We start from the raw sequence: 20,595 nt of genomic DNA, 5'->3' as shown, positions 1-20,595 counted from the left end.
GGGTTCCCCAGGAATTCGGTGCGGCGCCGGGGCGGCCGCGGTGCGTGCGCGGCGGCCGCCCCGGCGATGGTGCGTCAGGCGGACGGGGTGCCGGTGCCGCGACGGCGGCCGGCCACCACGCCGAAGGCGACGCCGAGCACGCCCACGACGATGCCGACGATGCCGAGCACCCGGGCCGTGGTGTCACTGGCGTCGGCGGAGGCGGCCTTCTCGGTGGCGGCGTCGCCGGTGGCCGAGACGGGCTCGGCCTTGGCGTCGTCCTTCTTGTCGTCCGAGGTGGAGGCGTCGTGGCCGTGGCCGTCGTCCGCGGCGTCGGCCAGGGCCAGCACGGGCGCCGGGTGCTCCGGCTCCTCCTGACCCTTCTGCTGCTCCTCGATCCAGCGCACGACCTCCTTGTTGTCGTACGTCTGGAGCGCCTTGAAGACCAGCTGGTCGGTGTCCTCGGGCAGCGGGCCCAGGGAGACCGGGAACTGCTGGAACTCGCCGGGCTTGATCTTCCCGCCGCTCCAGGTGATCTTCGTGACGGCCTCGGTGAGGTCGCCGTGACCGGTCTTCAGCGGGGTCTTGAGCTTGGTCTTGGTGATCTGCGCCGTCCAGCCGGCCACCGGCTGGACGGAGACAGAGGCGATCGGGTGGTCGCCCGGCAGGTTGACCTCGACCTTGATCGTCGACGCCTTGTCGTCCTCGTTGGGGACCTTGAACGCGACCGTGCTGTAGCCGCCCTTGGCGGCGTTGCCGGGCTGGACGCTCACGTGCGCGAAGGCGGGGACGGCGGTGGCGAGCACGGCCGCCCCGGTGACGGCGGCGAGGGCGGTGGCGCGGCGCATGACGGTGTTCATGATGCGGAGACTCCACGGTGACGGAGGAAAGGTGGCGGATGGCACGCGTGCGGCGCGCGACTCCGCCCTCGTACGTCGGTGGAGCGGGTCGCGTTCAGGCCGCGAGGGCGTGCGCCGGCGGACCGCGCCGGGCCAGGCTGTGCCGCAGCAGCACCGTGTGCGGCACGGGGGCGGAGCCGTCGGTGCGGCCCGCGCCGGGGACGGCGCAGGGCACGGCCGGGCTGCCCGTCAGCAGCAGGCGTACGAGCGCGACGGCATGGCGCAGGGCGCCGCCCGACAACTCGGCCAGCCCCCGGACCGACAGCGCGACCAGCCGCCACAGCGCGGCCTCGCCGCGGCGCAGCAGCCAGCCGGCGGTCACCGCGGCGACCGCGTGCCCGAGCAGCATGGGGAGGCTGTAGGAGAGCATCGTGCTCTCGGCGGCCGCGGGGGACATGCCGGGCATCGCGGCCATCCCGGGCATGCCCGCCATGTGGCCGGCTCCGGCCACGGTGTGCACGTGGGAGGGCAGCTCGGTCGCCCGCTCGTCGCAGAGCAGCCGTCCGGCGATCTCGGCCACCCCGCCGCCACCGCAGATCCCGCCCAGGTTGAACAGCACGTGCAGCACGAGCTGTCCGCCGGCGAGACCGGTCGCGATGGCGGGTGTCGAGCGCTCCCGCCCGGCGAGCGGGGCGGCGAAGGCGAAGACGGCGAGCCAGCCCGCCGCCAGCGTCCAGCCGGGTACCCCGTGCCCCGACGCCAGCATGTGCGCGCCCGAGGACAACACGACGCAGACCGCGGTGAACACCGCGGCCCGCAGCAGTCGCAGATCGGCGCCGGCGCGCACGGGAGAAGACATGACGGGCGTCATCCTCTCACCGCGCACCCGTCTCGCGAACGGCGGGGCCCGGAACACGCCGGTCTGTGCTATGGCGTCCGGTGCCGTTCCTACACCCGCTCATGGAGCGAGGGCATCCGCCGTATGGCTGGCATCACGTCAACGCCACGCTTACCGACCGTGTTTCGGGGCAATACGTATCGGTATGTCGAGCCGCAGCCAGGAGGCTGAGCATGAGCATCTGGTGGTCCCTCCACTTGCGGCGCGAGGCTGCGAGCGTTCCGCTCGCCCGCCGGCTCCTGCTGGGGACGATGGAGACGGCCGGGGTGGACCCGGACATCTCCTACGACCTGTCCGTCGCCCTCACCGAGGCCTGTGCCAACGCCGTTGAGCACGCCGCCCACGGCGAGTACCGGGTGACGGCCCGCATCGAGGGCGACCGATGCCGCATCGAGGTGGCGGACTCCGGCCCGGGCTTCGCCCCGGACCTGCGCCGTACGCACCACTCCGTACGCCCGCTGGCGAAGAAGGACCAGCACGCCGAGCACGGGCGCGGACTCTTCCTGATCGAGGCCCTGGTGGACCACGTCCACTTCCACAACCGTCCCGGACACGGGGCGGTGGTCAGTTTCGACAAGATCCTCAAGTGGCGGGACGACTCGCTGCTCAAGGTCTCCTGACGCACGGAGGCCGGGGCAGCACGGAGGTCCGTGCGGCCCCGGCCGGCCGTCCGGGTGGCGGGGTCAGCCCTTGAGGGCCGCCATCCAGCGCTCGACGTCGTCGGAGCGGCGCGGCAGGCCGTCGCTGAGGTTCCGGTTGCCGTCCTCCGTGACGAGGATGTCGTCCTCGATGCGCACGCCGATGCCCCGGTACTCCTCCGGCACGGTCAGGTCGTCGGCCTGGAAGTACAGGCCCGGCTCGACGGTGAGGACCACGCCCGGCTCCAGCGTGCCGTTGACGTAGGTCTCCGTGCGGGCGGCGGCGCAGTCGTGGACGTCCAGGCCCAGCATGTGGCCGGTGCCGTGGAGGGTCCAGCGGCGCTGCAGGCCGAGCTCGAGGACGCGCTCGACCGGACCCTCCAGCAGGCCCCACTCGACGAGTCGCTCGGTGAGCACGCGCTGGGCGGCGTCGTGGAAGTCGCGGTAGGCCGCGCCGGGGCGGACGGCGGCGATGCCGGCCTCCTGGGCGTCGTACACGGCGTCGTAGATCTTCCGCTGGATGTCGGTGTACGTGCCGTTGACGGGCAGCGTGCGGGTGACGTCGGCGGTGTAGAGGGTGTGGGTCTCCACGCCGGCGTCGAGCAGCAGCAGGTCGCCGGAGCGGACCGGGCCGTCGTTGCGCACCCAGTGCAGGGTGCAGGCGTGCGGGCCGGCCGCGCAGATGGAGCCGTAGCCGACGTCGTTGCCCTCGACGCGGGCGCGCAGGAAGAACGTTCCCTCGATGTAGCGCTCGGAGGTCGCCTCGGCCTTGTCGAGGACCCGGACGACGTCCTCGAAGCCGCGGGCGGTGGAGTCGCAGGCCTTCTGCAGCTCGCCGATCTCCCACTCGTCCTTGACCAGCCGCAGCTCGGACAGGAACTCCTTCAGCTCGGCGTCGCGCTCGGCGGTGACCTTGTCGGTCAGCGCCGCCTCGATGCCGGCGTCGTAGCCGCGGACGACCCGGACCGGGCCGGTGGCCTCGCGCAGCACGTCGGCGACCTTGCGGACGTCGGCGCACGGCAGGCCCAGCAGGACCTCGCCCTCGGTCAGGCTGTGGCGGCGGCCGGTCCACAGCTCGCCCTGGCCGTCCAGCCAGAACTCGCCGTTCTCCCGCGAGGAGCGGGGGAGCAGGTAGGCGGTGGCGTCGTGAGATCCGTCACCGTTGGGCTCCAGGACCAGGACGGCGTCCTGGGTCTGGTCGCCGGTGAGGTGCACGTACTCGCTGGCGGCACGGAAGGGGTACTCCGTGTCGTTGGCGCGGGTGCGCAGGTTGCCGGCCGGGACCACCAGCCGCTCCCCGGGGAAGCGAGCGGACAGCGCCGCGCGCCGCTTGGCGGCGTACGGTGCCTGCTCGATCGGCTGCAGGTCGCGCAGCTCGGTGTCGGCCCAGCCGGACTTCATCACCTCGGTGAGCTCGTCGGAGACGGCCGGGTACAGGCCGTTCTTCCGCTGCTTGATGGGCTCGTCGCCTTCCGGGGTCTCCGGAGCGCGGTCCTCGACCACGTCGTGCCTCCTCGCTGTAGACCACCCCATCGTAAGTGGGCGTGGACGGCGGCCGACGGCGGTCCCCGTCGGGGCTCAGTCGAAGCGGGCGGCGAGCAGGACGACGTCCTCGGTCGGGTGGGGGTCCTCGTGGTCGTCGGGGAGCATGGTGTGCAGGACGTGCTCCACCAGCTGCGCCGGGTCGTCCCGGGCGGTCCGCGGGGCGGACGCCGCGGCCGCGTGCAGCCGGGCGAAGGCACGGTCGACGGGATCGCCGGTGCGGTGCAGCAGGCCGTCGGTGTAGAGCAGCAGGGTCTCGCCGGCCAGCGCCCGGAACTCGACGCTGGGCGCCTCCCAGCAGCTGAGCATGCCCAGCGGCGCGGACAGCGAGGTCTCCACGTACTCGACCCGGTGCGCGCCGACGACCAGCGGGGGGCAGTGCCCGGCGCCGGCGACCACGACCTTCCGGGAGGCCGGCTCGGCGTACGCGAACAGCGCCGTCGCCGACCGGGCGGGCTCGGTCAGCCGCAGCAGCAGCTCCAGGTCGGACAGGACCGCGACCGGGTCCTCGCCCTCCATCACCGCGTAAGCCCGCAGTGAGGCCCGCAGCCGTCCCATCGCGGCGACCGCGCTCATGCCGCCGCCGCTCACCCCGCCGACCGACAGCCCCAGCGCCCCCTCGGGCAGCGGGAGGGCGTCGTACCAGTCGCCGCCGCCCCCGGCGGCCGGGCGGTGCCGCACCGCCAGCCGGACCCCGGGGACCCGCGGCAGGCGGGTCGGCAGCAGCTCCTCGCGGAGCGTGGCGACGGTGGCGCGGCTTCGGTCGAGCTCGAGCAGCCGGGCGAGATGCTCGGCGGCGTAGCGGCAGTACAGGCCGATGAGGTGGCGCCGGCGCTCGGCGGGCTCGGCGGGTTCGTCGTAGAACCACAGGGCCGAGCCCAGCCGGCCGGTGGACTCGGCGGACAGGCGCAGGCCGTAGCTGGCGCCGAAGCCGAGGCGCAGGGCGACCTCGCGGTGGCGCCGGCCGATCCCGGGCTCGCGGCACAGGTCGGTGTGGATCTCCTCCGCGGGCACCGCCCCGGGTGCCGCGGGCAGCGGGACGGTCTCCAGCACGCCGAGTTCGGCCGGTCCGAGACCGAGGCCGACGACGGTGGCCGGACCCAGCCGGTCGACGGGGGAGACGGCGGCCAGACCGCGCCGGGCGCCGACCAAGGTGCCGCCGGCGCGCAGCAGTTCTCGCAGCGCGTCCTGCAGCGTCGCAGTGCCGGCCAGCCGCTCGGTGAGCTCGTGCAGGGTGGTGAGATCGGAGACCCAGGAGGCCAGCCTGTCCTGGGCGGCCGCGAGCCGCTCGGCCGGATCCGGCGTCCCGGAATGCGCGTTCGGGTCACCCGGAGGGCATTGCTGTTCGACCGTGGGGGAGGCAGTGTGCGCCGGTGCCGGAATGGGTGGGTCGATTCCGGCCACTTTCGGTAGGCGCGCCGCGCTCATGGCCGCCGGCTTTCACGCTCTTCGTCGTGGCGCGGCGACGCCTCCGCAGAGCAGCGCATTTCCGTCAATAGCATTGCAAACCCCCAAGCTCGTGCTGCGCCGCTGTCAAGGGATTCCCTTCTACCGCCTACTCGTGGGTGTGTCCAGGATTGCGCAGGTAGACGGGCTGGTGTCGGCGAGTCCGAGGAGATGCAGGACTATGGCCGAAAAAGGGCACCGCGTGCCACAATTAGTTGTCGACTGAAGGGGTTCGACAGCGCGTCATATCCGTCGCAGTGGGTACGTACGGGATGGGAGTTGGCGGCCTCAGGAACCCGGCGCCCTGCCAGGGCGTCGTAGATGGAGACGGTCGACCCTCCCTCCCCGTGGCGGGGTTGTTGCACGGCCGGCGGGACCGCACAGAGCAGCAAACGCAAGCACACGCAGCAGTTCCCAGCACTCCGCAGGACGAACAAGCGCCAGTGTGCGCCACCCCCCGCCAGGTTCCACGCTCGGCTCGAGACGTGATGCGCTGCCTCGTAAGCGGTGTGTTCCAGATTACGTTGTGTCATGGGCAGATCCCTGAGCGCTAACGGAAAGGAACGAGCGCACATGCGCGAGATCCTCGGAAAGCGACGCAAGAGCAGTCCCGAGCTGCTGCGTGCGGCGCTCACATGCGCCGAACGGTGGCACTGGCCCGTGGTACCCGGAGCCGGTACGGACGCGGGCGGCGGATGCGCCTGTCTGCGTCCCGACTGTCCGGTGCCGGGCGCGCATCCGCACGATCCGGGCCTCCTCGCGGCGACCCGCGATCCGCGGATGGTCCGCTGGTGGTGGACGCGGCGGCCGGACCAGCCGCTCGTGCTCGCCACGGGCGACCGGGTCTCGGCGGTGAGCCTGCCGGCCGTCGCGGGGGCACGGGCGCTGGGTGTCTTCGACAAGCTGGGGGTGCGCACCGGCCCGGTCGTGGCCACCCCCACGCGCCTCGCGGTACTGGTGGAGCCGTACTCCCTGGAGGAACTGGGCGAGTTGCTCGACCGCCACGAATGGGTCCCGACCTCGCTGCGGTACCACGGCGAGGGCGGCTACCTGCTCCTGCCGCCTTCCCCGGTCGGATCCGGCGGTACCGCGGGGGCGCGCTGGGTCCGGCAGCCGGTGGTGGACCCGGGCGACCGGGCACCGTGGCTGCCCAGTGTGCGGGTGGTCGTCGACACCCTGGTGCAGGCGGGGCGCACGGCGCCGGACGGCAGCCGGCTCTCGTACTGACCGGTGCCCCGTGCCGGGGCTCGGAGAAGGTGTGACGGCCGTAGCCGCGGTCGGCCGTCACTCGTTCGGGTAAGAGCGGGGGCCGTTGCCCGGGGAACGGGCAACGACCCCCGTTCCATGTCCGTTTCTCCCGCTATGTTCTGTGCATGATGCGTGCGCCGAACCTGCGGATGGCCGCCCTCGCCACGGTCGCGGCGGTCGCCGCGATGCTGCCCCTGACCGGCGCCACCGCCGGGCCCGTCCTCCCCGCCGTGCCCGTGGACGTGACGGCGGCCATCACCGACGGCAAGCCGCTGTCAAGCGACTCCGGTGTCTTCGACAGCCTGCCGAAGCTGGCCGGATCCGAACGCCAGACCGCATCCTGCGGTCCCCAACTCACCTCACCGCAGGGCCTGGAAGCGCAGACCTGCACCATCGGCGAGGACGGCGACACCTGGGCGCGCACGTACTACAGCAACACCACGGGCCGGCCCCTGGACGGCGTGCTGACCCTCATGGGGCCCGACGGCCGCACGGTGCAGGTGCGGTGCGCCATCACCGCGGACCGGGGAAGCGGGAGCTGCGAGACGCCTCACGAGCCGACGGTGGCGGGGGCGGCGGAGCCGTACACGGCCGTGGCGGAGATCGCCGAGCGGGATGGGGAACATCCGCTGCTGCGCAGCGGATCCGCGCACTGACCCGGACATGGAAACGTCCGGTCGCTGGCGACGGGGGATGCACCAGCGACCGGACTGTTCAAACGGTAACAAGACTTCGCCCGTACGCAAATCCGGGGTACGGGATCAGGCCCGGGTTCCGGGCCCGGCCGGCAGCGGCTGTGACCAGGATCACCCGGTGGGTCCATGGCCCGAACTGCGGCTGCCGGCGCGGGAGACCGGTCAGCTCAGGGTGATCTGCCGGTTGGTGAAACCGCTGCGCGCCCGCCGCTCCTCCGCCGTCAGCGGGGCCGTCCGCTCCAGCGCCTCGGCCAGCCGCTCGCCGAAGGCCGCCGCCGGCTTCTCGACCTCGTCCGCCGAGACGCCCGTCGGCAGGTCCCACACCGGGACGACCAGCCCGTGCGCCCGGAACGAGCCCACCAGCCGCGTGTCCTCGCCCAGCGACGAGGCACCCGCGGCGTGCAGCCGGGCCAGCGCGTCGAGCAACTGCTCCTCGGGGTGCGGCATGACCCAGCGCAGGTGGTTCTTCTCCGGGGTCTCGCACCAGTACGCCGCGTCGACCCCGGTCAGCCGCACGGTCGGGATCACGGCCGCGTTCGCCCGCTCCAGCGAGGCGGCGACCTCACCGGTGGCGGACTCCGCGTGCTCCAGCCAGAACTCGAAGCCCGTGTGCACCACGGGCTCGAACGCGGCGCCCAGGTCCAGCAGATCCTGCAGCCGCGGACCGTCGGGCGCCGGGCGCTCGCCGCCCACCGGGTTGCCCGGCTCGGCCTGCAGCGAGCGGAGCAGGGTGTCGGCCAGGTCCCGGCTGATGTCCCCGGAGGCGGTGTCGTTCTGCAGCCCCAGCAGCACCGCGCCGGTGTCGCGGCGCAGGCCCGGCCAGGCCATCGGCAGCACGGTCGCCAGCGTGACGGACGGCACGCCCTCGGGCAGCGGGTCCCTGAGCGTCAACTCGGCCGTGGCGGCGGGCACCAGCTCGCGCAGCGCCACCCAGTCGCACTCGCCCGGCAGGCCCTCGAACGGACGCCGCACCAGCTCCGTCACCGCGTGTGCCGCCTCACGGCCGTGGCACGCCTTGTAACGCCGCCCCGAGCCGCACGGGCAGGGCTCCCGGGCACCGACCGCGGGGATCTCCCCGTCGGTGATCTGCGGACGGGCGGGGGCCTTCGTCTTCGTCGGGCGCTTCTTCGCCATGGCTCGATCTCTCCCGGTAACGGCGGTGTTCCGGCCGTGAGCCTAGCGCCACGCCGTCCGCCCTCATCGGAGGTCGCGCCCGTGCGGGCCGGGCAACTGCCCGCCGGGGCCTACGGAAGGTCGTCGAAGGGGTCCGCGAAGTCGATCGGGATGTCGAGTTGGGGCACGAGGTCGTCGCGTCGCGCGTGCCGGCTGCGCACCGCGAGCATCGCCCACACCGTGACCTCGCCTGGGGCGTCGCGCACGCCCCAGCGCAGCGACAGGTTCCGTACGATGCCCAGCCCGCGGCCGCCGCGGGCGGTGAGCGAGGGACTGGCCGGGAGCGGGCGGGTCGGTCCGCCGCCGTCGGTGACCTCCACCGTCAGCAGGCCGTCCTCGTCGATCCGCCAGGTGGCCCTGATGCCGCTGCCGCCCGAGGACGGCGCGTCCTCGCCCAGCGGCCGGGCGTGCCGGCAGGAGTTGCTGAGCAGTTCCGACAGAATGAGCACCGCGTCGTCGACGGCCGGGTCCGCGACCCCGTGCGCGCACAATTCCTTGCGCAGCCTGCGCCGCGCCTCGGCCACGCCCGCCGGACCATGAGGCAAGGCCATGGTCGAGGACGTCGGCACCTCCTGGGCCACCACCAACGCCACCCCCGAGACCTCCTTCACCCCACGCCACGGGATGGATGCCCTCTGGTTCTGGGCCGGAAACCGGCCAACTGCGATCTCTTGGGGCACACACAACGATCGGACAGGTTCCGAACGCGCCGGTGCACACCGCCCGGGACGGGCGATCGCCCCTATTCCCTTCAGCAGCGCCCGAGTTGGGTCAGTACCTGCCGCGGACGGTTGGTGATGACGGCGTCGACGCCCAGCCGTACGCAGAGTTCGACGTCCTCGGGTTCGTTCACCGTCCACACGTGCACCCGGTGCCCGGCCTCGTGCAGTCGCTCCACGTAGCCCGGGTTGGCGCGCAGGATGCGGATGCCCGGACCGGCGATCCCCACCCCGGCCGGCAGCCGTCCGTCACGGTGCCGGGGCAGTACGTACTGCATCAGGAAGACGGTCGGCAGATCGCGCGAGGCCATCCGGATCCGGCGCAGGGAACGCGAGGAGAAGCTCATGACGCGGACCCGGGACGGCTCGCCCGGCTCGGGCCACAGCATCCCGAACCGGTCCAGCAGCTCCACCAGCCGCTCCTCCACCTGGCCCGCCCAGCGCGTGGGGTGCTTGGTCTCGATCGCCAGCTCCACCCGGCGGCCGGTGTCCGCGACCAGTTCCAGCAGCCGCTCCAGGGTCAGGACGCGGCTGAGCTCGTCCGGGTCGCCGTCGAAGCGGTCGGGGGCCTCGGCGTCCGCGTCGAGGAGGGAGCGCAGCTCCGCGGACGGCCGCCGCCGCGTCCCGGCGGCGCGTCCGGTGCCCGGCTCCGCCTTCCAGCTGCCGAAGTCCAGTGTCCTGAGGTCGGCCAGCTCCAGCGCGGAGACCGCGCCCCGGCCGTTGGAGGTGCGGTTCACCCGGCGGTCGTGCACGCAGACCAGCGTGCCGTCGGCGGTGAGGCGTACGTCGCACTCCAGGGCGTCCGCGCCGTCCTCGATGGCCTTCCGGTAGGCGGCGAGCGTGTGCTCCGGGGCGTCCTCGGACGCTCCCCGGTGAGCCACGACCTGGATCGCGCGGAGATCGGTCACCGGGCTATCGTGCCATCCGCCGGACCGGGAACGGCCGCTGCTTACGGCGGCCTGACACCCGGTGGGAAAAGCTGTGTCCATCACGACGGTCGTCGTACGTACCGTAGCCGTAACCGTACGCACGGCATACAACGCATATCCGAGGAGAACAGCCGTGAGCACCGAGAACGAGGTCGGCCCGGTCCCGGCGGCGCTGCCGACGCAGCCGCCCGCTGACGCTGTGTCCGCCGCTCCCGCTGCGCCTCCCGCGCCCCCCGCCGCTCCCCCGGCCCAGGCGCAGGCGTCGTCCCCGGGCCCGGCCGCCCCCGCGGCCGCGGAGGCTCCCCCGGCCCCCGCGGCGCCGCAGTCCACGGCGCCCCCGGTGTCCCAGGCGCCCGACGCCGCTCCCCCGGCCGCCCCCGCGGCACCGCCCGCCGAGGTGCACACCGCGCCCCTGCCGCCGGTCGCGCCGCCGCCCACCCAGCCGTACGGCGGCCCCGCCGGTCCCGCCGGTCCCGCCGGTCCCTTCGGCCCCACGGGCCCGTCCGGTCCCGCGGGTCCGGTCTGGGGTACGCCGGTGCCGGCCGCCCCGGCGCCCAAGAAGCGTGGCACCGGCGGCCTGGTCGCCGCCGTGCTGGTCGCCGCGCTCGTCGCGGGCGGCATCGGCGGCGGCGTCGGCTTCTGGGCCGCGGACCGCAACGACAACGCCTCGACCACCGTCTCCTCGGTCGGCAACCCCAAGGACCTCAGCCGCGCGGCCGACTCGGTCGCGGGCATCGCCAAGCAGGCCCTCCCCAGCGTCGTCACGATCGAGGCCACCGGCCGCCAGGAGAGCGGCACCGGCACCGGCTTCGTCTACGACAAGGAAGGCCACATCCTCACCAACAACCACGTCGTCGCCCCGGCCGCCGACGGCGGCAAGCTCACCGCCACGTTCTCCGACGGCAAGAAGTACGAGGCCGAGGTCGTCGGCCGCGCCCAGGGTTACGACGTCGCCGTCATCAAGCTCAAGGGGGTCACCCCCGACAAGCTCACCCCGCTCGCCCTCGGCGACTCCGACAAGGTGGCCGTCGGCGACTCCACCATCGCCATCGGCGCCCCCTTCGGGCTCTCCGGCACCGTCACCACCGGCATCGTCAGCGCGTTGCACCGTCCCATCGCCTCCAGCGACGGCGAGGGTTCCAACGCCTCCTACATGAGCGCCATACAGACCGACGCCTCGATCAACCCCGGCAACTCCGGCGGCCCCCTCCTCAACTCCCAGGGCGCGGTCATCGGCATCAACTCCGCCATCCAGTCCACCGGCGGGAACGACGGCGCCGTTCAGTCCGGCAGCGTGGGCCTGGGCTTCGCCATCCCCATCGACCAGGCCCGCCGCGTCGCCGAGACCCTGATCAAGACCGGCGAGCCCGTCTACGCCGTCATCGGCGTCCACGTGGACTCCGGCTACAACGGCGAGGGCGCCAAGATCGCCACCGGCGCCGACGCCGTCACCGCCGGTGGCCCCGCCGACCAGGCGGGCCTGCGTGCCGGAGACGTGATCACCAAGTTCGACGACACGGTCGTCGACTCCAGCCCCACCCTCATCGGCGAGATCTGGCAGCACCAGCCCGGCGAGAAGGTCGACCTCACGTACACCCGTGGCGGCCAGACCCGCACCGCGACCGTCACCCTCGGCGAACGCAAGGGCGACAGCACCAGCTGAGCCGACCCGTTAGGCTGTCCCCCGCGCCGCCCGGCCCACCACCCGGACTCCGCGGCGCGGGGAGAGTTGCCCGAGCGGCCTAAGGGAACGGTCTTGAAAACCGTCGTGGCAGCGATGTCACCGTGGGTTCAAATCCCACACTCTCCGCATTAGGCCGGCGAAGGCGCTGGACAGAAGGGGTGCCCCAAGACACGGGGGCGCCCCTTCTTCGTGGTTCCGCGTCTGATCGGGCACGCCGGGGGCACGGCGGCCTCGAGGCGTCAGCCGGCCTCAGTGATACGTGTCGAGCCCGGCGAGTGGCCACGAATCGAGGGCGCACTCGACGCGGTCAACCGCGACTTGGCCGCGGCCTTGCCCGACCGGCAAGCGCTGGCGTTGACGCTCTAGCCGTCCGGCGAAGCCGATCGGCCCGACCGGATCCACGTTGCGCTGTCGGACGGCCGCCGGCAGGGCAGCGCAGTGCATCCGCTTGCCGCCGTATCGCCTGGGAAGCAGCGGCGTGAACTCCGGCGCAGGGAGCGAGAACGCGACAGGCGCGGTGGGTGAAGGGGGCCTTATCGGTCGCCTACACGCCGGGTGGAAGGTATGGAGAACCGTTGGCAGCGATGTGGCCGTGGGGGTTCACATCCGAGGCGCTGAACGGAAGGGGTGCCCCAAGACACGGGGGCGCCCCTTCTTCGTGCGCGACGGCACCGACCGCGGTCAGAGCAGGGAACACGAGCCGCACTTGGTGATGTGCTGTGCCGATGCGGTGCGCCCCCGAGCTTCACACAGATCACTTGTCGAACATAGGCTCGCCCGGCTCGGTTCGTTCGTCGAGGAGACGGTGGCATGTTGGCTGGCACGCGCACGAGGCGGTGGTGGGTCGCCCACTGGTCCGGGTTGTCGCTCTCCCTGACCTGCATGGTCTCGGCCGTGTGGTGGTTGATCGCGATGGAGTACGAGTCTGAGGCTCGCGCATGGACCCGTGCGGGACGGATGGTGCAGAGCATGCGCCCGGAGGCCATCGCGCCCGGGCTCGTCGCCTTGAGCGCGCTTGCTCTGCTGTACTTCGGACATGGGCTCTACACCGCCCTGCGTGAGCGCCGTCCATCGCAGGTGCCGCACGTTGACGCCCGGTGACCGGCAGGTGTGAGACCTCCGACCGGGCGGGCGCACGTGGGGCGTGGGGCACCCACCGGATGTGGTGACCGCTTGCCGGAAGGCGGGGGCGGAACCCGGTGTCGGTGACCGGGCGGGAGGGTCGCGGCTGGAAGAATACGCTTAACGGTCAAACCGGGCATGGGATCTGCTCGCGCGCCGCGGGCGGTCACTGCGCCGGTGCCGGCCGCCGTCCCGAACGGCAAGGGCTGATCACCATGACGGGTGTCGCGCTCCTGGGTCTGCTGCTGGCCACGGCCGGTGGCCTGGCCTACGGCCGTCAACGGTTCCCGGTCGCGTTCTGGCTGCTGTTCGGGCTGCCGCTGGTCTGGGGGCGGTTCCTGTCGACCTACGGTTCCACGATGGTGGCCTGCGGGCTGGCCGTACCGCCGTCGCGGGCGCGGGCGCTGGCGGGGTGGGCGGTGGGGCGCCGGGAGGCGCGGCCGGTGCCGCCGAGGATCCGCCGGCTGGGCGGCTCGCTGACCGGCCTGCGGGTGCGGCTGCGGCTGCCGGGCGGGCTGGAGCCGGCCGACGTGACCGCCGCGTCCAGCCGCCTGCGCCACGCGTGGGGCGTGCACGCGGTGCACGTGGTCGAGCTCGGGCCCGGGGTGGTGGAGTTGCGGATGACCGGCTACGACGTGCTCCGCGACGTACGGATGCCGCGCCGCCTGCCGTCCGGTCCGATGGTGGTGCCGGTGGCGCTGCGGGACGACGGGACGGCGTTTGTGCGCAACTACCGGGAGATCCCGCACGCGCTCACCCTCGGGGCGAACCAGTCGGGCAAGTCGGTCTACCAGCGCAACCTGATCATGAATCTGGCCAGGCTGCCGGTGGCCCTGGTGGGGATCGACTGCAAGGGCGGGGTGGAGCAGATCCCGTACGCGGCACGGCTGTCGGCCCTGGCGACGGACCGGGAGCAGGCGGCGGAGCTGCTGGACGCGCTGGTGGGGGAGATGGAGCACCGCTTCGCGCTGATCAAGGAGTGCCAGCGCACGGCGCTGGACAGCCCGGACGAGGAGGTGGCCTCCGACATCTGGGGGCTGCCCGCGTACGTGCGGCCGGTGCCCGTCGTGGTGCTGGTCGACGAGATCGCCGAACTCTTCCTCAGTACGACGAAGAAGGACGAGGAACGCCGGGACCGGATGGTGGCGAACCTGATCCGGCTGGCCCAGCGGGCCCGCGCGGTCGGCATCTACCTGGAGATCTGCGGGCAGCGCTTCGGGGTCGAGCTCGGCAAGGGCGCCGCCACGCTCCGGTCCCAGCTCTCCGGGCGCGTCGTGCACCGCGTCAACAAGCAGACCGCCGAGGTGGGTCTGGGCGACATCTCGTCCGAGGCGACGACCGCCGCGACCGCCATCGCGCGGGACCGGGTGGGCGTCGCGGTGGCGGGCGACTCCTCCGGAGGCTGGTCCCACATCCGTACCCCGCTGGTGTCGATCGCCGAGACCGCGGCCGTCTGCCGGGCCCACGCCCACCTGGTGCCCGACCTGCCGGCCCTGGACCGCCACCGTCCCTCCGCCCGGGGCGAGGAGGACGGACCGGCGGAGCCCGGGCCCTTCCCCCGGCCCCGCTCGGGCCCCGAGTGACGCCGGGGTCCCGCGGCGTGGCGCGTGAACGGCTAGCCTCGCGGGGTCGTTCGCCGGAGCGGAGGAGGGGATCGTGATGGCAGCAGCGGGATTTCCGCTGATCGAGCCGTACGCGTCGGGGCTGCTCGACGTCGGGGACGGGCAGCGCGTCTTCTGGGAGACCAGTGGCAACCCGGAGGGCAAGCCGGTCCTGTGCGTGCACGGGGGCCCGGGCTCCGGGGGGAAGCGGGGCAGCAGGAAGACCTTCGATCCGCAGGTGTACCGGATCGTGCTCTTCGACCAGCGGGGGTCCGGGCAGAGCCTGCCGCACGCCTCGGACCCGGCGGTGTCGCTCGAGCACAACACCACCGAGCACCTGATCGCCGACATGGAGCGGTTGCGCGAACACCTGGGTGTCGAGCGGTGGATGCTGTACGGCGGCTCGTGGGGATCGACGCTGATCCTGGCGTACGCGCAGCGGTACCCGGAGCGGGTGTCGGAGATCGTGGTCGTCGGGGTCACCACGACCCGGCGGGAGGAGATCGACTGGCTCTACCGGGGCGTGGCCCGGCTGGTGCCGGGCCCGTGGGAGGCGTTCCGGGACGGGGTGCCGCCCGGGGAGCGGGACGGGAACCTCCCGGCCGCGTACGACCGGCTGCTCGGCAGCCCGGACCCCGCGGTGCGGGAGCGGGCCGTACGCGACTGGATCACCTGGGAGAACGCGGTCATCGCCCACGAGACCAACGGCAAGCCGGGGGCCTACGGCGACCGGCCGGACGACGACCTGGTCGCCTTCGTGCGGATCTGCGCGCACTACTTCGCCAACGGCGCCTGGCTGGAGGAGGGGCAGTTGCTGCGGGACGCGCACCGCCTCGCGGGCATCCCTGGGGTACTGATCCACGGGCGGCTGGACCTGGGCAGCCCGCTGACGACCGCGTGGGAGCTGGCGAAGGCGTGGCCCGGGGCGGAGCTCCAGGTGATCGACGATTCCGGTCACACGGGCAGCCCCGCCATGGGGGAGGCGGTCGTGGCGGCGGCGCGGCGCTTCGGCACGCGCTGACCGTGCGCGGGAGGGCGCGGTCGTACCGCCCCCTCCCGCACGGTCACTTGCCGCGGTCGCGGGGCGGGACGATGTCGAGGATCGCCATCATCCCCATGTCCTCGTGGTTGAGGATGTGGCAGTGCAGCACCGTGCGTCCGGTGAAGTCGGTGAAGGGGACGCGGATGACGACGTTGCCGCGGGTGGGCACGTTGACCGTGTCGAACCAGCGGTGGTCCGGGTCGCTCGCCTTCCCGTTCGTGCTCATCAGCTGGAACTGGTTGGTGTGGACGTGGAAGGAGTGCTCCTCGTCGGAGTCGTTGCGGACGGTCCACTCCTCGACGGTGCCGAGGACGGAGGTGAAGTCCACCCGGTTCGGCGCGTAGGTGCGGCCGTTGACGTAGAAGACGTCGCCCGCCGCGTTCTCGGTGAACACCACCGTCTTGCGGTCCGCGATCACGGCCTGCGCCAGGTCCTCGTTGGGCGCGAAGTCCGTCGGGATCCGCGCCGGGGCCATCGCGGTGCCGCCGGTCACGACGGTGGCCAGGTCGGTGCGGGGGAACCGGTTGCCGGCCTTGCCGGTGTCGTAGGCGAGGGTCTCCAGGGTGGTGGTGCCGGGCCGGCCGCCGGCCTGCACCAGGACGTCGAAGCGCGCGCCGGCGGCGATGACCAGCGTGTCCGCCGCGTAGACCCGCCGGACCGGGTAGCCGTCCTGGGCGATCACGTGGAAGCGGCCGCCCTTCAGGTGCAGCCGGTAGTAGATGTTGGCGCCGATGTTGGCCAGCCGCCACAGCTGGGTCTCGCCGGGCCGCAGGGAGATCACCGGGTTCTGCTGCCCGTTGACGGTGCGGTTGGTGCGCGCCCCGATCTTCAGCCCGTGGGTCTTGATCGCGTCCCCGTGGATCTGGAAGTCCTTGAGCGCGACGACGTGTTCGGTGATCCCGCGCAGGGCCGGGGGCAGGTACCGCCGCAGGCCGTCCACCACGATGACGCCCGACTCCCCGCCCGCGACCTGGGCGGCGGACATCATGTCGGCGTGCGAGTGGTACCAGTAGGTGCCGGGCGTGACGGTGCCCGGCAGCCGGTAGGTGTAGTGGTGGCTCCTGCCGTACCTGATGGCGACGAAGATGTCGTCGGCGGGGCTGCGCGGGGACACGTGGAGCCCGTGCACATGGACGTTGGTGTCCTCCCGCACCCGGTTGGTCATGGTGAGGTCGATGCGGTCGCCGGGCCGGACGCGCAGCGTCGGCGGCATGTACATACCGTTGTAGGTGAGGGCGTACAGCCGGTGGCCGCCGACCTGCACCTTGCGGCGTTCGACCACGATGGCGGCCTTGAGGACGCCGTCGCGGCTGACCAGTTCCGGGGGGTCCTGCAGCCGTGGGCCGGGACCCGCCGGGGGTGCCTGCCGGTCCTGTGGGGCGGACGGCGGCGTGGCGTGGGGGTGCCCGGACGGGGCGTGCCCCGCGCAGCCGGCGAGCCAGGCCGCGGCCAGGAGCAGCAGGGCGACCAGCCGGGCCAGCGGGGATCGGGTACGGGACCGGGTCACATCTCTCCCCAGGGAAGCGGTGCGGCCGGGCGGGGACGTCCGGGCGCGGGGCGCGACGGGCGGCGGGGTCCGTCAGCCGGAGCGTAGGAAGCGGACGGCCGCCTTCCGGTGCGCCACGCACCACTGAGGGGCGGCATCCGCTCGAACGGCAGCACGGTGGCACCTCGGGCGGCGGCCGGTCCGCGGAGGGCCGGGCGCCGAGATTGGCCGAAAGTCGTGCCGTAACGATTCCGCGCCCGTGGGGGCCGGGTTGCGGCACCCGGGACGCGGGCGGGCGGGCCCGACAGGGCGGTTGTGGAGGTTTGTCGACAGATCGTCACGCTTGCGAGCGAAAGGGATCAAGGTCCGGCTTGTCCGCCGTGGCGCTGGGCAACTCTGGTTGCGGCGACGTCGCAGAGCCGGCGGAGCGGTCGGCCAACCGCACCGCGCACCTCGTATCCACTCCTCGGAGGGAAACACATGGCAAGCATCCGTACCGCCCGAGTCATGGCCGCCCTGGCCGCACTGCCGTTGGCGGCGGCGCTGTTCGCCGGCACGGCGGTGGCCGACAACGGCGCCGTGGCGGGTGGCACCTCCAACGCGACCGTGGTGAGCAACAGCGGCGGCAACGTGGGCCGCGACAACTTCGGGACGGTGACGACCACGCAGCAGGCGGCGACCGGGGCGGGGGCCTCAAACCAGAACAGCACGGCCAGCGTGGTCGGTTCGGCCTTCACCACCATCAACCAGCCGACGCTGAACATCCACTTCGGGCCCATGTGGTGAGCGGGCCGGCCCGCCGCCGGGGTGGCGGGCCGGGGGGCTGAAAGGGTCGACTGCGCGACGGCATCCTCACTGCCGTCGCGCAGTCATGTCCGGCGTTGTCCACAGCCTGTGGACAACCTCTTCCGGTCCGGACGTCTTGACAGTGGTGCCACTCCCTCGTCAATCTGACGATCAGTCAGAAACTGGGGCGGTGACGGCGGCCATGACGACCGACGACGACCTTTACGAGCGGCTGGCGACGTATGAAGGGCGCCCCGCCGCCGTCGCGGGCGAGGGCGGGGACCCCGTCAACACGCCCATGATCAGGCACTGGTGCGAGGCGCTGGGCCACCCCGTCCCGGCGGACGGCACGGCACCCGCCCCCATGCTCCAGGTGTGGACCATGCGCGGGCTCTCCGGCCACCCGGACACCGCCGGGGGCGGCTCCCGCGCCGGCGCCTACGACGAACTCCTCGCGCTGCTCGACGGGGCGGGCTGCACCGCGGTCGTCGCCACCGACTGCGAGCAGGAGTACCTGCGGCCGCTGCGCCCCGGCGAGCGGATCACCTTCGACGCGGTGATCGAGTCCGTGTCGCCGCGCAAGACCACCCGGCTCGGCAGCGGCCACTTCGTCACCACGCGGATGGACGTCCGCGCGGACGGCGAACTCGCCGGCCGCCACCGCTTCCGCATCCTCAAGTACGCCCCCGCGCGGGCGCCGGGCGAGCGGCCGCGGCGGCCCCGCCCGGTCGTCAACCGCGACAACGCCGCGTACTGGGAGGGCGTCGAGCGGCACGAGTTGCTCATCCAACGCTGCTCCTCCTGCGGCACCCTGAGGCTGCCGTGGCTCCCGGGCTGCAACAGCTGCGGCTCCGACGCCTGGGACACGCTACCGGCCTGCGGGCGCGGCACCGTCTTCAGCCGTGTCGTCGTCCACCACCCGCCGTTCCCCGCCTTCGACCCCCCGTACGCGGTCGCCCTGGTCGAACTCGCCGAAGGCGTCCGCCTCCTGGGCGGCGTGGTCGGCGTGCCGTACGAGAAGGTGCGCATCGGCATGCCGGTGGCGCTCGAGTTCCGGCGCGCCGACGGGGAGCCGGCCGTGCCCGTCTTCCGCGCGGAGGTGTGAGATGACCGGACCGGGGGTGCGGACGGGCGAGGTCCTGCCGGAGTTGCGGATCCCCGTGACGCGGACGCTGGTCGTCGCCGGGGCGATCGCCACCCGCGACTTCCAGGACGTCCACCATGACCCCGACGCGGCACGGGCCAAGGGCTCGCCGGACGTCTTCCTGAACATCCTCACCACCGGCGGGCTCGTCGGCCGCTACCTCGCCGGGCACTTCGGCCCCTCCGCGGTGCTCCGCTCGCTGCGGGTGCGGCTGGGGGCGCCGGCGCATCCGGGCGACGAGCTGGTGTTCACCGGGAGCGTCACCGCCGTGCGCGGTACGGAGGCGACCGTGGAGGTCATCGGCGCGCTGCGGCAGGGGCGGCACGTCACGGGCACCGCGGTGGTGGAGGCGGGCGGCGGATGAGCGTACGACGGCGCGACGGCCTGGGCGGCCGGGCCGCGATCGCGGGGATCGGCGCCACGGAGTTCTCCAAGGACTCCGGGCGCAGCGAGCTGAAACTGGCCGTGGAGGCCGTGCGGGCGGCGATCGAGGACGCCGGGCTGACGCCGGCCGACGTCGACGGCATGGTCACCTTCACGATGGACACCAGCCCGGAGATCACCGTCGCCCAGGCGGCCGGCGTCGGCGAACTCGGCTTCTTCTCCCGCGTCCACTACGGAGGCGGGGCCGCCTGCGCCACCGTGCAGCAGGCCGCGATGGCCGTCGCGACCGGCGTCGCGGACGTGGTCGTCTGCTATCGGGCCTTCAACGAGCGCTCGGGCCGCCGCTTCGGCTCCGGCGTCCAGCAGCGCGAACCCTCTGCGGAGGGCGCGGCGCTCGGCGTCAACCTGCCGTCCGGACTGCTCACCCCCGCGTCCTGGGTCGCCATGTCGGCAGAGCGCTATCTCCACACATACAGGCTCGAACCAGAGGTTTTCGGCCATGTCGCCGTCGCCGGGCGCCGGCACGCCGCGACCAACCCGGCCGCGTACTTCCACGGCCGGCCCATCACCCTGGCCGACCACGCCGCCTCGCGGTGGATCGTCGAACCGCTGCGCCTGCTCGACTGCTGCCAGGAGACCGACGGCGGCCAGGCCCTGGTCGTCACCTCCGCCGAACGCGCCCGCGACCTGCGGCACCCGCCTGCGGTGGTCAGGGCGGCGGCGCAGGGCGCGGGGCGCGGCCAGGAGCAGATGACCGGCTACTACCGGCCGGACCGGGATCTGTGCGGGCTGCCCGAGTCGGGGGTCGTGGCCCGCCAGCTGTGGCGCACCTCCGGTCTCGGACCGAAGGACGTCGACACCGCCGTGCTCTACGACCACTTCACCCCTTTCGTCCTGATGCAGCTGGAGGAGTACGGGTTCTGCGGGCGGGGCGAGGCGGCCGCCTTCGCCGCCGACGGCGGACTGGAACTGGGCGGGAGGCTGCCCGTCAACACCCATGGCGGCCAGCTCGGCGAGGCGTACCTGCACGGCATGAACGGCATCGCGGAAGCGGTGCGGCAGTTGCGCGGCACCGGCGTCAACCAGGTCCCCGGCGCGGCCCACGTCCTCGTCACGGCCGGTACGGGGGTGCCGACCTCCGGACTGCTGCTCGGCGCGGCGGACTGAGCGGGTCCCGGCGCCCGGCGGCCCATCCGGGGCCGGGCGTTGCTGCGTACGGCTGACAGCGGGGCGTGGCTCC

The 20,595-nt window shown here is 73.1% G+C and carries 19 protein-coding genes and 1 tRNA gene; 12 read left to right on the top strand and 8 right to left on the bottom strand.

The annotated features are described in order from the left end of the window. Nucleotides 1-74: 74 nt before the first annotated feature. Nucleotides 75-839, bottom strand: a complete 765-nt coding sequence (locus tag OIE69_RS20230) for a YcnI family copper-binding membrane protein (RefSeq protein ID WP_326573460.1) — start codon at nucleotides 837-839, stop codon at nucleotides 75-77. A gap of 94 nt (nucleotides 840-933) precedes the next feature. Then, nucleotides 934-1,677 carry a hypothetical protein gene (locus OIE69_RS20225; protein ID WP_326573458.1) on the bottom strand — a complete coding sequence of 248 codons (744 nt, stop codon included), beginning with the start codon at nucleotides 1,675-1,677 and terminating at the stop codon, nucleotides 934-936. Between the two features lie 212 nt (nucleotides 1,678-1,889). Between OIE69_RS20225 and OIE69_RS20220 the strand changes: the two genes are divergently transcribed. Further along, a complete protein-coding gene (locus tag OIE69_RS20220) occupies nucleotides 1,890-2,336 on the top strand; it encodes an ATP-binding protein (protein WP_018558220.1) in 447 nt (148 codons plus the stop codon). Between the two features lie 63 nt (nucleotides 2,337-2,399). Here the strand turns inward: OIE69_RS20220 and OIE69_RS20215 are convergent, their stop codons facing one another. Both OIE69_RS20215 and OIE69_RS20210 read right to left on the bottom strand, forming a co-directional pair. Then, the gene (locus tag OIE69_RS20215; RefSeq protein ID WP_326573455.1) at nucleotides 2,400-3,887 is read right to left on the bottom strand and encodes an aminopeptidase P family protein; all 1,488 of its coding nucleotides are present in this window, start codon (nucleotides 3,885-3,887) and stop codon (nucleotides 2,400-2,402) included. Nucleotides 3,888-3,932: 45 nt separating this feature from the next. Then, nucleotides 3,933-5,324, bottom strand: a complete 1,392-nt coding sequence (locus tag OIE69_RS20210; protein WP_326573453.1) for a PP2C family protein-serine/threonine phosphatase — start codon at nucleotides 5,322-5,324, stop codon at nucleotides 3,933-3,935. A gap of 591 nt (nucleotides 5,325-5,915) precedes the next feature. On the opposite strand from OIE69_RS20210, the gene OIE69_RS20205 reads away from it, so the two are divergent. After that, nucleotides 5,916-6,569: a bifunctional DNA primase/polymerase gene (locus tag OIE69_RS20205; RefSeq protein WP_326573451.1), complete on the top strand. Its 654-nt coding sequence runs from the start codon at nucleotides 5,916-5,918 to the stop codon at nucleotides 6,567-6,569. Nucleotides 6,570-6,715: 146 nt separating this feature from the next. Next, a complete protein-coding gene (locus tag OIE69_RS20200; protein WP_326573449.1) occupies nucleotides 6,716-7,246 on the top strand; it encodes a hypothetical protein in 531 nt (176 codons plus the stop codon). 201 nt (nucleotides 7,247-7,447) lie between these two features. Here OIE69_RS20200 and OIE69_RS20195 read toward each other — a convergent pair whose 3' ends face one another. From OIE69_RS20195 to OIE69_RS20185, 3 genes are all read right to left on the bottom strand, one after another. Continuing rightward, nucleotides 7,448-8,419, bottom strand: coding sequence for a DUF5926 family protein (locus OIE69_RS20195; RefSeq protein WP_089225367.1), 972 nt, complete (start codon nucleotides 8,417-8,419; stop codon nucleotides 7,448-7,450). Nucleotides 8,420-8,529: 110 nt separating this feature from the next. Continuing rightward, the gene (locus OIE69_RS20190; protein WP_326573446.1) at nucleotides 8,530-9,051 is read right to left on the bottom strand and encodes an ATP-binding protein; all 522 of its coding nucleotides are present in this window, start codon (nucleotides 9,049-9,051) and stop codon (nucleotides 8,530-8,532) included. Between the two features lie 158 nt (nucleotides 9,052-9,209). Beyond that, entirely contained in the window at nucleotides 9,210-10,085 is an 876-nt protein-coding gene (locus OIE69_RS20185; protein WP_326573444.1) for a glycerophosphodiester phosphodiesterase, read from the bottom strand. A 154-nt stretch (nucleotides 10,086-10,239) separates the two neighbouring features. Here OIE69_RS20185 and OIE69_RS20180 point away from each other — a divergent pair, with 154 nt between their 5' ends. The 5 genes from OIE69_RS20180 (at nucleotide 10,240) to pip (ending at nucleotide 15,534) form a co-directional block, all read left to right on the top strand. Continuing rightward, the gene (locus OIE69_RS20180; RefSeq protein ID WP_326573442.1) at nucleotides 10,240-11,769 is read left to right on the top strand and encodes a S1C family serine protease; all 1,530 of its coding nucleotides are present in this window, start codon (nucleotides 10,240-10,242) and stop codon (nucleotides 11,767-11,769) included. A 60-nt stretch (nucleotides 11,770-11,829) separates the two neighbouring features. Then, nucleotides 11,830-11,916: transfer RNA gene (locus tag OIE69_RS20175), tRNA-Ser, on the top strand. Nucleotides 11,917-12,600: 684 nt separating this feature from the next. Further along, nucleotides 12,601-12,891, top strand: coding sequence for a hypothetical protein (locus OIE69_RS20170; protein ID WP_326573440.1), 291 nt, complete (start codon nucleotides 12,601-12,603; stop codon nucleotides 12,889-12,891). A gap of 236 nt (nucleotides 12,892-13,127) precedes the next feature. Further along, nucleotides 13,128-14,495 carry an FtsK/SpoIIIE domain-containing protein gene (locus OIE69_RS20165; protein ID WP_326573438.1) on the top strand — a complete coding sequence of 456 codons (1,368 nt, stop codon included), beginning with the start codon at nucleotides 13,128-13,130 and terminating at the stop codon, nucleotides 14,493-14,495. Nucleotides 14,496-14,571: 76 nt separating this feature from the next. Beyond that, on the top strand, nucleotides 14,572-15,534 hold the full coding sequence (gene pip, locus OIE69_RS20160) for a prolyl aminopeptidase (protein WP_326573435.1): 963 nt from the start codon (nucleotides 14,572-14,574) through the stop codon (nucleotides 15,532-15,534). A gap of 43 nt (nucleotides 15,535-15,577) precedes the next feature. On the opposite strand, the gene OIE69_RS20155 is transcribed toward pip, so the two are convergent. Beyond that, the gene (locus OIE69_RS20155; protein WP_326573433.1) at nucleotides 15,578-17,062 is read right to left on the bottom strand and encodes a multicopper oxidase family protein; all 1,485 of its coding nucleotides are present in this window, start codon (nucleotides 17,060-17,062) and stop codon (nucleotides 15,578-15,580) included. A 459-nt stretch (nucleotides 17,063-17,521) separates the two neighbouring features. Between OIE69_RS20155 and OIE69_RS20150 the strand changes: the two genes are divergently transcribed. From OIE69_RS20150 to OIE69_RS20135, 4 genes are all read left to right on the top strand, one after another. Next, on the top strand, nucleotides 17,522-17,827 hold the full coding sequence (locus tag OIE69_RS20150) for a hypothetical protein (RefSeq protein WP_089225358.1): 306 nt from the start codon (nucleotides 17,522-17,524) through the stop codon (nucleotides 17,825-17,827). A gap of 202 nt (nucleotides 17,828-18,029) precedes the next feature. Next, nucleotides 18,030-18,932, top strand: a complete 903-nt coding sequence (locus OIE69_RS20145; RefSeq protein WP_326573430.1) for a Zn-ribbon domain-containing OB-fold protein — start codon at nucleotides 18,030-18,032, stop codon at nucleotides 18,930-18,932. A gap of 1 nt (nucleotide 18,933) precedes the next feature. After that, on the top strand, nucleotides 18,934-19,335 hold the full coding sequence (locus OIE69_RS20140; protein ID WP_326573428.1) for a MaoC/PaaZ C-terminal domain-containing protein: 402 nt from the start codon (nucleotides 18,934-18,936) through the stop codon (nucleotides 19,333-19,335). Continuing rightward, nucleotides 19,332-20,522, top strand: coding sequence for a lipid-transfer protein (locus OIE69_RS20135; protein ID WP_326573426.1), 1,191 nt, complete (start codon nucleotides 19,332-19,334; stop codon nucleotides 20,520-20,522). The genes OIE69_RS20140 and OIE69_RS20135 overlap by 4 nt, the downstream gene beginning before the upstream one ends. Nucleotides 20,523-20,595 lie beyond the last annotated feature (73 nt).

It is taken from the genome of Actinacidiphila glaucinigra (genome assembly GCF_035918135.1).
GTDB lineage: Bacteria > Actinomycetota > Actinomycetes > Streptomycetales > Streptomycetaceae > Actinacidiphila > Actinacidiphila glaucinigra.
Note: the sequence above shows the minus strand (reverse complement) of the source record. Positions and strands in the feature narration are given on the sequence as shown.

Coding starts and splice junctions, on each gene's coding strand:
- OIE69_RS20230 (WP_326573460.1), bottom strand. CDS start 839: ATGAACACCGTCATGCGCCGCGCCACCGCCCTCGCCGCCGTCACCGGG.
- OIE69_RS20225 (WP_326573458.1), bottom strand. CDS start 1,677: ATGTCTTCTCCCGTGCGCGCCGGCGCCGATCTGCGACTGCTGCGGGCC.
- OIE69_RS20220 (WP_018558220.1), top strand. CDS start 1,890: ATGAGCATCTGGTGGTCCCTCCACTTGCGGCGCGAGGCTGCGAGCGTT.
- OIE69_RS20215 (WP_326573455.1), bottom strand. CDS start 3,887: ATGGGGTGGTCTACAGCGAGGAGGCACGACGTGGTCGAGGACCGCGCT.
- OIE69_RS20210 (WP_326573453.1), bottom strand. CDS start 5,324: ATGAGCGCGGCGCGCCTACCGAAAGTGGCCGGAATCGACCCACCCATT.
- OIE69_RS20205 (WP_326573451.1), top strand. CDS start 5,916: ATGCGCGAGATCCTCGGAAAGCGACGCAAGAGCAGTCCCGAGCTGCTG.
- OIE69_RS20200 (WP_326573449.1), top strand. CDS start 6,716: ATGATGCGTGCGCCGAACCTGCGGATGGCCGCCCTCGCCACGGTCGCG.
- OIE69_RS20195 (WP_089225367.1), bottom strand. CDS start 8,419: ATGGCGAAGAAGCGCCCGACGAAGACGAAGGCCCCCGCCCGTCCGCAG.
- OIE69_RS20170 (WP_326573440.1), top strand. CDS start 12,601: ATGTTGGCTGGCACGCGCACGAGGCGGTGGTGGGTCGCCCACTGGTCC.
- OIE69_RS20165 (WP_326573438.1), top strand. CDS start 13,128: ATGACGGGTGTCGCGCTCCTGGGTCTGCTGCTGGCCACGGCCGGTGGC.
- pip (WP_326573435.1), top strand. CDS start 14,572: ATGGCAGCAGCGGGATTTCCGCTGATCGAGCCGTACGCGTCGGGGCTG.
- OIE69_RS20150 (WP_089225358.1), top strand. CDS start 17,522: ATGGCAAGCATCCGTACCGCCCGAGTCATGGCCGCCCTGGCCGCACTG.
- OIE69_RS20145 (WP_326573430.1), top strand. CDS start 18,030: ATGACGACCGACGACGACCTTTACGAGCGGCTGGCGACGTATGAAGGG.
- OIE69_RS20140 (WP_326573428.1), top strand. CDS start 18,934: ATGACCGGACCGGGGGTGCGGACGGGCGAGGTCCTGCCGGAGTTGCGG.
- OIE69_RS20135 (WP_326573426.1), top strand. CDS start 19,332: ATGAGCGTACGACGGCGCGACGGCCTGGGCGGCCGGGCCGCGATCGCG.